The 16,408-nt window shown below is 72.3% G+C and carries 9 protein-coding genes and 1 pseudogene; 8 read left to right on the top strand and 2 right to left on the bottom strand.

The window, feature by feature from the left end; all coding sequences use genetic code 11:
- Positions 1–1,383, bottom strand: coding sequence for an aspartate aminotransferase family protein (locus ET445_RS15120; RefSeq protein ID WP_129192003.1), 1,383 nt, complete (start codon positions 1,381–1,383; stop codon positions 1–3).
- Positions 1,384–1,411: 28 nt separating this feature from the next.
- Complete coding sequence (locus tag ET445_RS15115) at positions 1,412–1,891, bottom strand: Lrp/AsnC family transcriptional regulator (protein ID WP_129192002.1); 480 nt, start codon at positions 1,889–1,891, stop codon at positions 1,412–1,414.
- A 155-nt stretch (positions 1,892–2,046) separates the two neighbouring features.
- On the opposite strand from ET445_RS15115, the gene ET445_RS15110 reads away from it, so the two are divergent.
- The 8 genes and pseudogenes from ET445_RS15110 (at position 2,047) to ET445_RS18150 (ending at position 16,376) form a co-directional block, all read left to right on the top strand.
- Positions 2,047–2,970 carry an FHA domain-containing protein gene (locus ET445_RS15110; protein WP_129192001.1) on the top strand — a complete coding sequence of 308 codons (924 nt, stop codon included), beginning with the start codon at positions 2,047–2,049 and terminating at the stop codon, positions 2,968–2,970.
- Positions 2,967–3,773: a PP2C family protein-serine/threonine phosphatase gene (locus ET445_RS15105; RefSeq protein WP_129192000.1), complete on the top strand. Its 807-nt coding sequence runs from the start codon at positions 2,967–2,969 to the stop codon at positions 3,771–3,773. Before ET445_RS15110 ends, ET445_RS15105 begins: the two co-directional genes overlap by 4 nt.
- Before the next feature lie 92 nt (positions 3,774–3,865).
- Positions 3,866–5,275: a serine/threonine-protein kinase gene (locus ET445_RS15100; protein WP_243695228.1), complete on the top strand. Its 1,410-nt coding sequence runs from the start codon at positions 3,866–3,868 to the stop codon at positions 5,273–5,275.
- Positions 5,272–11,142, top strand: a complete 5,871-nt coding sequence (locus ET445_RS15095; protein ID WP_129191999.1) for an Ig-like domain-containing protein — start codon at positions 5,272–5,274, stop codon at positions 11,140–11,142. Before ET445_RS15100 ends, ET445_RS15095 begins: the two co-directional genes overlap by 4 nt.
- A gap of 21 nt (positions 11,143–11,163) precedes the next feature.
- A pseudogene (locus tag ET445_RS15090) lies at positions 11,164–12,134 on the top strand (AAA family ATPase).
- Positions 12,131–13,438 (top strand): DUF58 domain-containing protein, encoded by a 1,308-nt coding sequence (locus tag ET445_RS15085; RefSeq protein ID WP_165314421.1) that lies wholly within the window; start codon positions 12,131–12,133, stop codon positions 13,436–13,438. The pseudogene ET445_RS15090 and the gene ET445_RS15085 overlap by 4 nt, the downstream one beginning before the upstream one ends.
- A complete protein-coding gene (locus ET445_RS17345; RefSeq protein ID WP_165314420.1) occupies positions 13,435–15,795 on the top strand; it encodes a transglutaminaseTgpA domain-containing protein in 2,361 nt (786 codons plus the stop codon). The genes ET445_RS15085 and ET445_RS17345 overlap by 4 nt, the downstream gene beginning before the upstream one ends.
- On the top strand, positions 15,792–16,376 hold the full coding sequence (locus tag ET445_RS18150) for an FYVE zinc finger domain-containing protein (protein WP_243695227.1): 585 nt from the start codon (positions 15,792–15,794) through the stop codon (positions 16,374–16,376). Before ET445_RS17345 ends, ET445_RS18150 begins: the two co-directional genes overlap by 4 nt.
- Positions 16,377–16,408 lie beyond the last annotated feature (32 nt).

Below are 16,408 nucleotides of genomic sequence, written 5' to 3'. Positions count from 1 at the left end.
TCAGAGCCGGTTCGACGCTTCGGTCAAGACGCTCCGGAGGATCTGCTCGATCTCCTGGAACTCGGCGGGCCCGATCGTGAGCGGCGGCGCGAGCTGGATGACGGGGTCGCCGCGGTCGTCGGCGCGGCAGTAGAGGCCGGCGTCGAAGAGCGCCTTCGAGAGGAAGCCGCGGAGCAGTCGCTCGGACTCGTCTTCGTCGAAGGTCTCGCGCGTGGCCTTGTCTTTGACGAGCTCGATGCCGAAGAAGTAGCCGTCGCCGCGCACGTCACCGACGATCGGGAGGTCGAGGAGCTTCTCGAGCTCGGCGCGGAAGAGCGGCGAGTTCTCGCGCACGCGCTCGTTGAGCCCTTCTTCCTCGAAGATGTCGAGGTTCTCGAGCGCGACGGCCGCCGACACGGGATGCCCGCCGAACGTGTAGCCGTGGGAGAAGCTCGTGCTGCCCTTCGAGAACGGCTCGTAGAGACGATCGGAGACGATCGTGGCGCCGATGGGGGAGTACCCGCTCGTCATGGCCTTCGCGCACGTGATCATGTCGGGCTCGTAGCCGTACGCGTCGCACGCGAACATGTGCCCGATGCGGCCGAACGCGCAGATCACCTCATCCGAGACGAGGAGCACGTCGTGCCGGTCGCAGATCTCGCGCACACGCTGGAAGTAGCCCGGCGGCGGCGGGAAGCATCCGCCCGAGTTCTGGACGGGCTCGAGGAAGACCGCGGCGACCGTCTCGGGGCCCTCGAAGAGGATCATCTCCTCGATGCGGTCGGCCGCCCACCGCCCGAACGCCTCGGGGTCGGTCGGCGCGCCCGCCTCGGCGGCGCGGTAGATGTTCGTGTTCGGCACTCGGAACCCGCCCGGCGTCACGGGCTCGAACATCTCTTTCATGGCCGGGATGCCCGTGATCGCGAGGGCGCCCTGCGGCGTGCCGTGGTAGGCGACCGCGCGCGAGATGACCTTGTGCTTGGTGGGCCTGCCCTGGAGCTTCCAGTAGTACTTCGCGAGCTTGAAGGCCGTCTCGACCGCCTCGCCGCCGCCCGTCGAGAAGAACACATGGTTGAGCGCGCCCGGCGCGTAGCCTGCGAGCCGGTCGGCGAGTTCGATCGCCGCGGGATGCGCATACGACCAGATCGGGAAGAACGCGAGCTGCTCGGCCTGCTTCGCCGCGGCCTCGGCGAGCCGCTTGCGCCCGTGCCCGGCGTTCACGACGAAGAGCCCCGCGAGCCCGTCGAAGTAGCGCTTGCCGTGGATGTCGAAGATGTGGTGGCCCTCGCCCCGCACGATGACGGGAACCCCCTGCTCCATCGTCGACTGGCGGGCGAAATGCATCCACAGATGGTCTTTCGCCATCTGCTGGAGGGTCCCGTCGTCCTGGATCCGTCCGGTCATCGAGTGCCTTCCCGTCGCGGGCCGCGCTTCAGCGCGTGCCCCAGTTGTAGAACTGCTTCTGCAGCTTGAGGTAGACGAACGTCTCGGTCGTCTGCACGCCGTCGAGGGCGCGGATGCGTTCGTTCAAGAGCTCGAGCAACTGGTCGTCGTCCTCGCAGACGACCTCGGCGAGCACGTCGAAGCTGCCGGCCGTGAGGACGACGTAGTCGATCTCGGGGATCTCCGCGAGCTCTTCGGCGAGCCGACGCGTGTCGCCTGCGGCGCGCACGCCGATCATCGCCTGACGGGTGAACCCGAGCTGCATCGGATCGGTCACCGCGACGATCTGCATGACTCCGGCCTCGGTGAGCCGCTGCACGCGCTGACGCACGGCGGCCTCGGAGAGGCCGACGGCCTTGCCGATGTCGGCGTACGAACGCCGCCCGTCGGCCTGGAGCTGCTCGATGATGGCCTTCGAGACGTCGTCGAGCTGCACCGGACGTTGCAGGGAACGCGAGTGGGGCGCCATGGCCTGATTGTGACAGTCGCGGATGTCTCGGGCAAGGGATTCCGTCGTCTGCATGCATCTCGACTGACGATTTCGTCGGAACGGCGCGCGTGCGAGGCATCCGTCGCCGTCGATGCGGGACGACGGGACCGCGCGTCGATGCCAGACTTGGCGACATGGTCGATGGGATCGTGCGAGGCGCGCGCGAGTCGGGCGCGGGCGTCTGGGACGTCGTCGTCGGCACCCGGTTCATCGTCGCGCTCGATTCACCCGCGCCCGACCACGCGATGGCCGCGCTCACCGCCGCCGCGACGGACGACCGGGCGACCCTCGAAGGGATCGTCGGCTGCATCCCGCTCGGCGCCTCGGGCGTCGCCTCGTTCGGACTCGTGTGGTGGCCGCCCGAAGGCGGCCCGATCACGGTCGTCGTGCGCGGCGAGGGCGCGGTCGACCTCGCCTCGCCCGGAGGGCGGCGCCGGCTCGACTCCAAGGGCATCACGCCGTGGCACCTCGCGGAGTTCCGCGATGTGACGGCGTTGCGGATCGGCGGCGCCGGGAGCTCCCTCGACGCGCTCGACCTCCTGGGCGGCGGGTTCGCGGTCGGGCGCAGATCGGGGGTCGTCCGTGCGACGAGCGTCGCATGGCAGGCGTCCGACCCGGTCACGAACGCGCCTGAGGACGAGCCGAGCGGATGGGCGGCGTCGTCCGACGCGGAGCCCGAGCCCCGGCTCGCGCCGCGGTTCCGGATCGGCGACGGTGACGCGATCGAGGTCGCCGGGATCGTCCGCATCGGGCGCAGTCCTCAGCGGCCCAACGGGGCCACGGGCCCGGTCCGTCTCGTCTCCGTCGGCCGGGAGGCCGCCGAGGTGTCGGCCACGCACCTCGAACTCCGCCGCGAGGGGTCCCGGCTCGTCGCGACCGACCTCCGATCGACCAACGGCACCGTGCTCAGGACCGCCGCAGGAACCCGGCGGATGCGGACGGGCGAGTCGATCGTCGTCGTGCCGGGCACCGCCCTCGATCTCGGAAGCGATACCATCGTCGAGATCCTCCCTCCCCAGGATGATCGAGCGCTCCCGAACAGATGGGCCCCGGCGTGACGCAGATCGGCAACGGCAACCCCCGCTACGGGGTCACGCTGCCGAGCGGCGCCGAAGTGCGGCTGGCGTGGGCCGCGGTCACCCACACCGGACTCCGGCGGGAGGTCAACGAAGACAGCTTCGTCGCCCAACCGCCCATCTTCGCCGTCGCCGACGGCATGGGCGGCCACGCCGCGGGCGACTTCGCGAGCGCAGCGGTGGTCACCCGACTCGCCGAGCACGGCGGCCGGGTCTCGATCGGCACCGCCGAGATCGACGACGCGCTCGAGCGGGCCGTCGCCGACATGGGCCGCGGCAAAGGCGTCACCGACGAAGGCAGCGGCACGACCGTCACGGGCATCGCCCTCTCCGAGGTTTCGGGCGAACCCGCGTGGATCGTCTTCAACATCGGCGACTCGCGCGTCTACCGGGTCGTGGGCGGCGTGCTCGAGCAACTCACGGTCGACCACTCCGTCGTGCAAGAACTCGTCGACGCGGGCCAGATCACGCGCGAAGAAGCCGACACGCACCCGCACTCCAACGTCATCACGCGCGCGGTCGGGTTCCACGAACCGCCGCTGCCCGACTACCGGGCGATCGCGATCGAACCCGGCATGCGCCTGCTCGTGTGCTCCGACGGACTCACGAAAGAGCTCACCCCGTACGGCATCCGGCACTTCCTCCTCTCCAACCCGAAGGCCGAACGCGCCGCACGCGCACTCGTCGACGCGGCGCTCGGCAACGGCGGCCGCGACAACGTGACCGTCGTCGTCGTCGACGTCATCGCGGTGCAGGGCCCCCAGTCCGAGGCATCCGAGAGCTGACCCGACCTGGGTCGCGGCGAACGTCCGTACAATAGACCCACTTGGCGACGGCCCACCCAGGCCGCGCGCCCCGCAGACCGCTGGGGAGGATCGTGTCGAGGCGACTTCCGGCCACGCCGCCGAACCTGCCCGGCTTCGCCTTCGTGCGCGTGCTCGGGTCGGGCGGCTTCGCCGACGTGCACCTCTACGAGCAGAACATGCCGCGTCGGCTCGTCGCGGTCAAGGTGCTGCTCGCCGAGGTCGCGAGCGACGACGTGCGGCGGATGTTCCAGGCCGAGGTCAACCACATGGCGCGCCTCGCGAGCCATCCGTCGATCCTCACCGTCTACCAGGCAGGCGTCGCCGCCGACGGCAGACCGTATCTCGTCATGGAGTACTGCCACGCCGCGCTCGCGCAGCGCTACCGCATCACCCCTCTCCCGCTCGCCGAAGCGCTCGAAACCGGCGTCCGCATCGCGAGCGCCGCCGAAACGGCGCACCGCGAAGGCGTGCTGCACCGGGACATCAAGCCGTCGAACATCCTGACGACCGCGTTCGGACACCCCGTCCTCAGCGACTTCGGCATCGCCGCGACGCTCGCCGAAGCCGAACGCACCGCCTCGGTCGGGCTCTCCATCCCGTGGTCGGCGCCCGAAGTGCTGCGCGAAGACGCGCCGGCAGGGGTCGCGAGCGAGGTCTGGTCGCTCGGCGCCACCGTCTACTCCCTCCTCGCGGGGCGGAGCCCGTTCGAGGTCGAGGGAGGCGACAACGGATCCGCGGCGCTCGTCGCCCGCATTTCGCGGGCAAAGCCGCCGCCCATCGGTCGCCCCGACGTCCCAGCGAGCCTCGAGCAGGCGCTGCAGCGCGCGATGAGCCGCCGCCCCGAAGACCGCCCTGCGAGCGCCCTCGAGTTCGCGCGCGACCTCCAGGCGGTCGAGGAGGAGCTCTCGCTCCGTCAGACCCCGATCGACGCGGTCGTCGACGAGTGGGCCGACGGATTCGGCGCCGACCTCGACGACCGCACGCGCGTCGTCGGAGCGCCGACCGAAGCCGTGCACGTGCCTCGCCGCCGACGTCGCGCCGCCGCACACTCCGTCGCCGTCGCCTCGACGCCCGAAGTGCGCCCGTCCGAGCGCTCGGCGAGCGCACGCACGCGGTCGGCCGCCGCACTCCGCCGGGTCTGGGCCGTGTCGGCGGCCGCGGTCGCCCTCGTCGCCGTCGTCGCGACCGCGGTCGTCGTCGCCATCGCGCCGTGGAACGGCATCCCCACGGTCGGAGAGCTCCGCGCCGAGATCGACGGCGACACCGTCGCGTTCACCTGGGACGACCCCGGGATCGCGTCGGGCGACACCTATCTCGTGACGGTCGACGACGCCGTCGCCCCGGCGCAGCGCGCGACCGTGTACCTCGTCGACGCGTCCGGCCTCGACCGGGTGTGCGCGAGCGTCAGGGTCGCACGGGCCGGCAAGACCGGCGCGACCAGCCGCGAGCACTGCGTCGACCTGGACGAACCGGTCGGATGATGCGCTTCTCCGATCTCAAGGCGAAGCGCTCGACGGTCATCACGGGCGGGGCCGTCGCCGCCCTCGTCGGCCTCGTCGGCGGCGCCGCCCTCGTCTCGGGCGGCTACAAGGCCGAGCGCGTCGACCTCGGCGACGGGTCGGTCTGGGTCGTCAACGACCGGCTGCAGTCGGTGGGCCGAGCGAACACGATCGTCGACGAGCTGAACTCGGTCGTCGAGACGGGCGCGCCGCACGTCGAGCTGGTGCAGAGCGGGCGCACCGTGCTCGCCGTCGACCACGCCGCGGCGAACGTCGGCGTCATCGACCCGACGAGTTCGACGCTCCTCGACACCGTGCCGGTGCCGCCTGACGAGCCCCAGGTCGCGATCGCCGGCGCCAACGTCGTCGTCGCGTCCGCCGGCGACGTGTGGATCACGCCCGTCGACGGATTCGTCGACTTCGACCCCGACGACGATCCGTCGCTCCAGTTCGGCGCGCAAGCCGTCGTCTCGATCGACGGGGCCGGGATCGTGTTCGCGTACTCGCCCTCGACGGGCGTCGTCGAACGCGTCGACGCCGAGCGCTCGTCGGCCGTCTCCGGCAGTTGGCAGTCGGCGACGACCGACGCCGTCCCGCAGATCACCTCCGTCGACGGGCGCTGGGCGGTGCTCGACCCCGAATCCGAGACCCTCGCCCTCGAGGGGGGCTCGGTCGACCTCTCCGACGTGCTCGAGTCCGGGGACGATCCACTGCTGCAGAAACCGTCGGTCGACGGCACCCGGGTCGTGATCGGCACGCGGCGAGGGCTCGTGCTCGTCCCGCTCGACGGGACCGATCCGACGTTCGTCGCGGACGGGGCATCCGGACTCCCGGCGCAGCCCGTCCAACACGGCGGATGCCTCCACGCCGCATGGGCGGGCGGTACGGCCTGGCGGTCGTGCGACGGCTCGCCGGGCGCGTTCGTGCAGCTCGACGGCGGCATCGCGTCGACGTCGTTCGAGTTCCTCGAGAACGGCGACGCGCTCGTGCTCAACGACCCGCGTTCGGGCCTCACGTGGGCAGCGGCATCCGACCACGCGCTCATCGACAACTGGGACGAACTCGCCGACGAGGACCGCGCCGACGAAGAGGTCGAGCGCGACGACGACACGCAGCCTCCGACGCTCGAGCGCGCCCAATCCGACCCCGTCGCCGAGTCCGACGTCTTCGGCGCGCGGCCCGGACGGGCGACCCTGCTTCCCGTGCTCCTGAACGACTACGACCCGAACGGCGACGTCCTCGTCGTCGACTCCGTCGACGGCACGCTTCCCGACGGCGTGCGCCTCGACCTCGTCTCGGACCGGCAGCAAGTCCAGCTGACGCTGCCGGCGGATGCCTCGGGGTCGCTCGACTTCGGATACACGATCAACGACGGCCGGGGGGCCTCGGCGCGGGCGAGGGTGAGCGTCGAAGTGCGGAGCCCCGACCAGAACGGTGCGCCCGAGCAGCTTCGCCGCCCCTCGGCGATCGTCGAGACGGGCGACCGCGTCAGCGTGCCGGTGCTCGGCGAGTGGGTCGACCCCGACGGCGATCCCGTGTTCCTCCGCGGCGCGTCGATCGAGGGCGGGGACTTCGTGGGGGCCAGTCCCGACGGCGTCGTCGTCTTCGACGAGCGGCTCGGCACGCCCGGATCACGATCGGTCCTGCTCGCGGTGTCCGACGGTCGCGACACGGGCTCGGGGGCGCTCCGGATCGACGTCAAGGCCGCCGGGGAGGCCGAGCTCGTCGCCGAGCCCTTCGTCGTCCTCGCCAACGCCGGCGAAGAGGTCCGCATCGAACCGCTTCGGCACGTCCGAGGCGGATCGGGGCCGGTCCGTCTCGTGGACGTTCCGGCCAAGCCCGACGCGACGATCTCGGCCGATCTCGACGGCGGCGTCTTCCGGTTCACGAGCGACGACGTGCGGACGCATTATCTGGAGTACGCCGCGACCGACGGCATCCGGACCGTCACGGGCGTGATCCGGGTCGAGGTGCGGACTCCTCCCGAGCGCGCGACGACGCCCATCACGGTGCCGCACACGGCGTTCCTGAAGCCGCAAGAGGCGGCCGAGGTCGATGTGCTCGCGAGCGACATCGACCCGACCGGCGGCGTGCTCGTGCTCACGGGGCTCCCCGTCGACGCCGGCGAACTGGGCGTGCGCGCCGAGATCGTCGAGCACCGGATCCTCCGCGTCACCCTCGACCGCCCGCTCGAACTCGGTTCGACCGAGATCCGGTACCGCGTGAGCAACGGACTCGCGTCGGCCGACGGCGTCGTGACCCTCGTCGAGGTGCCCGTGCCCGAACGGCGCCAGCCGCCCGTCGCGGTGTCCGACCGGATCTCCGCCCGCACGGGCGACGTCGTCGACGTGCCCGTGCTCGCGAACGACGTCCACCCCGACGGGTACCCGCTCACGCTCGCCCAAGACCTCGTGCAGGCGCCCGAGCGGGGTCTTCTGTTCGTGGCGGGCGACCGGCTGCGGTACCTCGCCCCCGACGAGCCGGGCGAGTACCACGCCGCGTATCGCGTCGAAGGGCCCGACGGTCAGGGCGTCGAGACGACGGTCGAACTCCTCGTGCGACCGGCCGACCCCGAGACGAACTCGCCGCCCGTTCCGACGACGGTGACCGCGCGCGCGGTCGCCGGTGAGTCGATCCGCATCCCTATCCCGCTCGGGTCGACGGACCCCGACGGCGACTCGGTCGAACTCCTCGGCCAGAGCTCCAACCCCGAACGCGGCGTGGTCGCCGGGCGAGGCGCGGACTGGCTCGAGTACCGGGCGAGCGCGTACTCGCCGGGCACCGACACGTTCCGCTACGAAGTCGTCGACGCGCTCGGCGCGCGAGCCGTCGGGACGGTCCGTGTCGGCATCGCCCCGCGACCCGACACCGCCATGCCGCCCGTCGCGACGGCCGACACCGTGACGGTCAGACCCGGTCGTTCGGTCGCGGTGCGCGTGCTCGCGAACGACTCCGACCCCGAAGGCACGAGTCTCACGATCATCTCGACCGAGGCGATCGAAGGCGACGCCCGCGCCGAGATCGTCGACGACACCGTGGTGATCGACATCCCCGACGCGGAGGGGAGCTACTCGTTCCTGTACACCGTGCAGAACGCGAGGCTCGCGACGGCGTCGAACTACGTCAGGGTCGTCGCACGCGCGGATGCCCCGCTCGTGCGCCCCGAGGCATCCGACACCGTCCTCGGGCTCAGCGACATCATCGGGCGCGACACGGTCGACGCCGACGTCCTGCGGAACGTGTTCATCGCCGACGCCGACGTCGCCGACGCCCGCGTGACGCTCGTCGACCCCGACACCGTGGGCGCGCGCGTGCGCGCCGACGGCAGCATCCGCATCGACGTCGAGGCGAAGCGCCGGATCATCCCGTTCAGGGTGTCGCACCCCGACGACCCGACGCTCGGCGCGATCGCCCTCGTCCGGGTGCCCGGCCGCGACGACGCCGTGCCGCAGCTGCGCGCGGACGCGCCCGACGTGCGCGTCGAGAGCGGTGAAGAGGTGCGCATCGAACTCGACGACTTCGTCATCGCGGCATCCGGACGCCCCGTACGCCTGACCGATGCCGCGAGCGTGCGCGCCTCCCACAGCGACGACAGCGACCTCGTCGTCGACGAGGACACGCTGCGCTTCCGCAGCGCCGTCGGATACTTCGGTCCGGCGTCGCTCTCCTTCACCGTGACCGACGGCGAGACCCCCGACGATCCGACCGCGAGAACCGGCACCATCGTCATCCCGATCGACGTGCGACTGGCCGCGGGGCAACCGCCGGTCTTCCTCGGCACGGTCCTCGACTTCGAGCCGGGCGAGACGAAGACGATCGATCTCGGGGTGCTCACGAGCCATCCGTCGCCCGGCGCCGACGACGGACTCGTCTTCACCACCGGCCCGGTGCCGAACGACTTCGACGTGTCGCGCAACGGCGACGACCTCACGATCCACGCGTCGGAGCGGGCCGTTCAGGGCACGCGTTCGGCGCTGTCGATCGGCGTCTCGACCGGCACCGGCGTGGCCGGGACGGCGGGCATCATCGAGTTGCGCGTGGCGCCGTCGACGAAGCCCCTCGCCGATCCGGTGCCCGACGTCGCGGTCGCCGCGCGCGGCACGACGACGACGATCGACGTGCTCGCGAACGATCGCGCCGGGAACCCGTTCCCGAAGGTCCCGCTTCGCGTGGTCGGCGTGCGCGGAGTCGACGCCGACTCGCTGCCCGAGGGGGTCCGCATCGAACCGAGCGAGGACCGCTCGACCCTGACCGTCTCGGTCTCCCGCACCGCGGCGGCCGTCGACACGACCGTCCAGTACCAGGTCGCCGACGCGACGGGCGACCCGTCGCGCTTCACGTGGGGCCTCGTGACGGTGCAGGTGCAGGACCGCCCCGATCCGGTGACGGGCGCACGCGTCTCGGGATTCGGCGACCGCAGGCTCCAGGTCGAGTTCGGCGCCGGCGCCTACAACAACTCCGCGATCGCCGACTATCAGGTCACCCTGCTCGACCAGGCCACGCGCGAGCAGATCTCGACGACGGCGTGCACGGCGACGACGTGCTCCGTGCCGACGGCCGGCAACGGGCGCGATCACGCGGTCGTCGTGCGCATCCAGGCCCGGAACGCGATCGGTCTGAGCGATCCCGTCGAGGTGCCGACGGCGGTCTGGTCCGACGTCGTGCCCCCGGCGCCGGCCAGCCTGACGGTGCGTCCGCTCGACGGCGCGCTCAGGATCGAGTGGCCGCCCGTCGCGAGCACCGGCGGCTCGGGGGTGCGTGCGTACGTCGTCACCGTCGGCGGGGTGTCGGCGGAGGTCGGCGCCGCGGCCGCATGCACGGTGAGCGCCTGCACCTACGAGGCGAAGCAGCTCGCGAACGGCAGTCAGGTGCCCGTCGAGGTGAGCGCCCGCAACGACGCCTACCCGGCGCTCGCCGATTGGAACGGGGCGACCGCCGTCGCCACCCCCTTCGGGAGCCCCATCGCGGGCGCCGTGAGCGTCGCGGGCGACGCTGCGACGGGGACGGTGACGGTGTCGTGGTCGCCCTTCGACGGCAACGGCGACGCCGTCGCGGGCTACTTCGTGCAACGCCTCGTCGCGGGCGACGCGCGCGTGCCGACGGGACCGCAGGCGTGCCGCGTCTCGAGCCCGGCGCCCGGCGAGGTGATCGCGCCGACGGGCGGCGGCAACGTCGCCGAGATGGTCAGGACGGGGGCGGATGCCTCGAGCGTGCGGTTCTCGGGCGCCCTCCAGGAGTCCGCGACGTACTCGTTCGTCGTCTGGGCGTTCAACCGCGCGGGCTGTACGCACGGAGACGTCGTCGGCACGGTCGTGCGTCCGGCGCCCGGCGCGATCGGAGGGGTCGCGAGCGAGATGGGATGGCTCGGCGACACGACCTGGGACCGCTACATCTCGGGCGTCGACGGCGGTTCGTCGGTCGTGCAGATCGTCGCGGTCGACGCGGGCGGCGTGCGGATCGGCCAGCCGGCCTCCTTCTCGGGCACGGGGTGGCTTCGGGAGCTCCTGAACCGTCCGTACGGCGAGACGGCGTGGTTCCAGGTGCGCGCGTGCACCGTGTGGGGGTCGTGCGGGCCGTGGTCGCAGACCTTCCCTGCGGGGGAGAGCCCGACGCTCACGTTCGAGGTGCCGGGCCGCACGTGGAACGCGGGGATCATGACGTGGACGTGGGCGGGCCCGCCCGACAACCGCGGGCTGCCCGCAGCGTTCCGGTGCGGCGTCGAGGGCGACGAGACGGGCGTGGCATCGCAGACGCCCGTGGCGTGCATCGTGCCCGGGGCGACCTCGGAGTCGCGGGTCTGGTTTGATGTCGAGGTGGCCGGTGTCACGGCCCGATTCTGGAACCGTTGAGCGGGGACGCGGAGGACTGCGATGACGATGACGCACGAGGAGGCGACGCGGTTCGCCGCGGCGCTCGACCGACTCGTCGGCGCGGTCGAGGAGGTGCTGCTCGGCAAGAACCGGATCATCCGGCTCGCGTTCACGGCGCTCCTCAGCGAGGGGCACCTGCTCCTCGAGGACGTCCCGGGCACGGGCAAGACCTCGCTCGCGCGCGCGATGGCGCAATCGGTGTCGGGCACGAGCAACCGCGTGCAGTTCACCCCCGACCTGCTCCCCGGCGACATCACGGGAGTCACCGTCTACGACCAGCGCTCGGGGCGCTTCGACTTCCACCCGGGCCCGGTGTTCGCGAACATCGTGCTCGCGGACGAGATCAACCGGGCGAGCCCGAAGACGCAGTCGGCGCTCCTCGAGGTCATGGAGGAGGTGCAGGTCACCGTCGACGGTCAGACCCATCCCGTGGGGCAGCCGTTCATGGTCATCGCGACGCAGAACCCCATCGAACAGGCCGGCACGTACCGGCTGCCCGAGGCGCAGCTCGATCGGTTCCTCATGCGGTCCTCGATCGGCTACCCCGACCACGCGTCGACGATCCGCATCCTCGAAGGCGCCGACCAGCGCGCCCACCACGTCGTCGTCGAACCGCAGCTCACCCCGAAGAGGTCGCCGAGCTGGCGGCGGCCGCGCGCACGGTGTTCGTCGACCCGACGATCCACGACTACGTGTCGCGTCTCGTCGAGGCGACCCGAACCGCACGCGAGGTGCGACTCGGCGTGAGCGTCCGCGGCGCCCTCGCGCTCATCCGTGCGGCCAAGACCCACGCGGCGGGGCGCGGACGGCACTACGTCGTCCCCGACGATGTGAAGGCCCTCGCCGAGCCCGTGCTCGCGCACCGGCTCATCCTCGACGCCGAGGCCGAGTTCGACGGCGTGACCGCCTCGAACCTCATCGCGCAGGTCCTCATCGAGACTCCTCCGCCCTCCGCCCGGCAGGCCGGATGACGAACACCGCGCGCCCGAGCATCCCGCAGGAGGTCGAACGTCAGGGCCTCCTCGCGACGCTCATCGCGCGGATCGTCGCGTTCGGCGGGAGGGTCCGGCGTGCGGCGCGCGACGTGTTCCGCGCGGCGCGCACGGTCGTCACGCCGATCGGGTGGGCGGTCATCGCGGCGGCGGCCGTCGCGTTCGTCGTCGGCTACGGCTGGGGATGGGCCGAACTCGTCACGCTCGGATGGGGTCTCGCGATCGTCGCGGCGCTCGGGGCGCTGTGGCTCATCGGCACGGGCGCCTCGACGGTCGCGCTCAGCCTGCCGGTTCCGCGCGTGGCGGTCGGCGAACTCGCCGAGGCGCGGCTCGTCGCCGAGAACCCGGGGCATCGGCGGCTCGGGGGCGTGCAGCTCGAGTTGCCCGTCGGCGAGATCGTCATCGAGCGCGTGCTGCCCGCGCTCCCGCGCGGCGGCGTCGTCGACGAACGCATCCGCATCCCGACGGTGCGCCGCGGGATCGTCCCGGTGGGGCCCGCCCGCACCGTGCGCGCCGACCCCGTCGGGATCGTCCGCCGCGAGGTCGTGTGGTCCGATACGGCGCTCTTGCACGTGCATCCGCGCACGGTGCCGATCGCCGCGCTCTCGAGCGGATTCGTCCGCGACCTCGAAGGGTCTCCGACGCGCGATCTGACGTCGAGCGACATCGCCTTCCACGCTCTCCGCGAGTACGTGCCGGGCGACGATCGGCGGCACATCCACTGGCGGAGTTCGGCGAAGACCGGCACGTTCATGGTGCGCCAGTTCGAACAGACGCGGCGATCCCGGCTCATGGTCGTGCTCGACCTCGACACGGCGTCGTACCGCGACGACGACGAGTTCGAGCTCGCGGTGAGCGCCGCGGCATCGGTCGGGGCACGAGCCATCCGGGATGCCCGTTCGCTCACCTTCCTCGTGACGGCCCCCCTCGGCGGACGGATCGGCGTGCATGAGCTGCCGTCGGTCTCGCGGGATCGACTGCTGGACGCGCTCTGCCTCGTCGAGCGCGCCGAGCGCGTGGTCGGACTTGCCGACACGGCGCGCGCCGCCGCCGAGGCGCACAGCGGGGTGTCGCTCGCCTTCCTCGTCACGGGGTCGCGGCGTGGAGTGGGCGAACTCAGATCCGCCGCGGTGCGACTGCCGGCCGGCGTCGAGGTCATCGGCGTGCGGTGCGAGCCCGAGGGCGAGGCGACGGCGCGTCAGGCGGGTGGCTTGACGGTCTTCGGCATCGGCTATCTGGAGGACCTCCGCGCGATGCTCGCCAGATCGGCGGCGATCGCGTGAGCGCCGCGCGGTCCTGGACGCCGAGGAGCACGCCGGAGGCACGCACCGGGCGCGGGCGCAGGGTGCGCGAGGGTGCGCCCAAGCTTGCGCTCCGCCGGGATCCGCTGCCCGCGTGGGTCGACCTCCTGCTCCTCGCGATCCTCTTCGCCGCCGCGATGATCCCGTGGTGGCCCGTCTACGAGAGCCCGGCGTTCCTCACGGCGGCGACGGTGTCGGTCCTCGTCGGGTTCGCGATCGCCGCAGTGTGCGCGTACTCCCGATCGCCTGCCTGGGCGGTCGCCGTGGCGGTGGTCGCCGCGTACCTGTTCTTCGGGGTGCCGGCGGCGATCCCGTCGCGCGCCGCACTGGGGATCTTCCCGACGCCCGCCGGACTCGTCGACCTGGTCGGGGGCGCCGCCCTCTCCTGGAAGCAGCTCGTGACGGTGTCGGCGCCCGTCGGCTCGTACCAGGCCCTGCTCGTGCCGGTCTTCCTCCTCGGGCTCGTCGCCGCGACGGTGGCGGCCACGATCGCGCTCCGGACGAGGCATCCGGTCTTCGCCCTCATCCCGCCCGCGGCGGTATTCGCGGCCGGCATCGCCTTCGGCGTCGTGCACGCGCAGTTCGCGGCCGTTTCAGGGCTCGCGTTCCTCGGCGCCTCGGTGGCCTGGCTCGTGCGCGTCGCGATCGGTCGCAAACGCAGCCTCGGCGCCGGGCGACCGGTCGAGGCCGCCCTCGCCGACGCGCGGCGCGTGCTCGGCGGGTCGGCGATCCTCGCGCTCGCGCTCGTCGGCGCGGCGACGGCGGCCGTCGCGGTGCCGACTCCGCAGCGCACCGTGATCCGTTCCGAACTGCAGCCGCCGTTCGAGCCGCGCGATCTCGTGAGTCCGCTCGCGGGCTTCCGCTCGGCGTTCACGCTCGCCTCGCGCGAACGGCCGATGCTCGAGGTCAGTGGGCTGCCGCCCGGGATGGGACTCAGGGTCGCAACCCTCGACACGTACGACGGCGTCGTGTTCACCGTCGGCGGCGACGAGGTCGGTGGGCTCTCGGGGCGTTTCACGCGGCTGCCGTACCGCCTCGACCAGTCGTCGGTCGACGGGGCTCCGGTGCGCCTCGACGTCACGGTCCTCGACTACGACGACGTCTGGGTCCCGGGCGTCGGAAGCCTCGAACGCATCGAGTTCGCGGGGCCGCGGGCCGCGGCGCTCTCCGACGGGTTCGTCTACAACGACGTCACGGGTGCGGCCGCCGTCCAAGGCGGATTCTCGTCGGGCGACCGGTTCACGGCATGGTCGATGGTGCCCGAGCCGGTCGGCGATCTCGCGGGGGTGCGGCCGGGAACGATGGTCCTGCCGCCCTCGCCCCCGTTGCCGCCGAGGCTCTCGCAGTTCCTCGACGAGCACACGGCCGACGCGACGACCGCGGGCGAGCGGCTCGCCGCCGTCGTCCGGGCGCTCCGCGAGGGGTACGTCAGTCACGGACAGCCGGGCGAGGAGCCGAGCCGCTCGGGGCATGCGCTCGACCGGCTCGAGCGGCTCACGACCGAGCGGCCGATGGTCGGCGACGGAGAGCAGTACGCCGCGCTGACGGCGCTCCTCGCACGCGAGATCGGGTTCCCGGCTCGCGTCGTGGTCGGCTATCTTCCGACCGAACCGCCCGTCGAGACGGCGGACACGGGCGTCGCGTTCCTCGGGGGCGACCGGCAGGCGTGGGTCGAGATCCAGACCGACGACGGGCTGTGGCGTCAGCTCGACCCGAATCCCGAGCCCCGCGACATCCTGGAGCGCGAACCCGACGAGCCGACGGTCGTCTCGAGGCCGCAGTCGGCGCTCCCGCCGCCTGAGCCGCGCACCCCGGTCGACGAGCTCGACGACCGTCCCGACGCGTCGCCCGAAGACCGTTCGACGGCGGATTCGACGTGGGCGGGGGTGCTCGCGAGCGTCGCGCTCTGGACGGGCGGGGTGCTCGCGGGCGCGGCGATCCTCGCGAGCCCGTTCCTCGCCGTCATCGCCGCGAAGCTCCGCCGGCGTCGGATCCGCCGCGGTGCGGACTCGGAGGCGAAGCGGATCGAAGGCGGGTGGGCCGATTTCGCCGACACGGCGGTCGACTACGGGTTCCCGGTGGCGCCGACCGCGACGCGTTCGGAGCAGGCGGCGGGTGTCGGCGGACTCGACGCGATCGTGCTCGCGGGCGTCATCGATCGCATGCTGTTCTCGCCCGGCGGGATTCCCGAGCGGGCCGACGAGCGCGTGTGGGCCGCCGTCGACGACCTCCGCGGGCGTTTCGCCGCCGAGGCGGGCCTGCGGGGGCGCATCCGTGCGGCGATCTCGCTCGGTTCGCTCGGCGGGTACGCTGTCACGCGGAGAGGAGGTCGCTCGTGACGTGCCGGATCTGCGGCGCCCGGTTGCCCGAGGGCGCCATGTTCTGCGGCGAATGCGGCAGCGCGACGAGTGCGACTCCCGAGTCGCGGCGGCCGGTCGACGCCCGGCCGGGCGATACCACGGTGTTCGATCGGGCGTCGCTTCGAGCAGGCGGGGCACCGGGCACGGGCGCAGGCACGGGCGGCACCGGCGTCGTCAGCATTCCGGTCCACGGCTTCGAGCCCATCCTTCCGCCCGAGGAGGTCGTGACGGCGCCGGCCCGCTTCACGCTCCGGTTCTCGACCGGAGAGCACCGCATCGTGTTCGGCTCTGGGCTTGTGGGGCGGAATCCCGTCGCGCAACCCGGCGAGCACTTCGATCACCTCGTCCAGATCGCGGACCGCACGCTGTCGGTGTCGAAGACGCACCTCGAGTTCGGCGAGCACGACGGCATCCTGTGGGTCGCCGACCGGTTCTCAGGGAACGGCACGATCGTGCGCCGTCCCGACGACGGCGCGTTGCGGTGCGAGCCCGGCCGTCGCTATCTCGTGCCCCGAGGGAGCCGCGTAGAGCTCGCGAGCCAGTTCTTCGAAGTCGGGTAGCGCGCTTCTCCTCCACAGGCGGCGTGTGACGC

Origin of the sequence: Agromyces protaetiae (assembly GCF_004135405.1) — a bacterium.
Classification (GTDB): Bacteria; Actinomycetota; Actinomycetes; order Actinomycetales; family Microbacteriaceae; genus Agromyces; species Agromyces protaetiae.
This window is presented reverse-complemented; position numbering and strand designations above follow the sequence as displayed.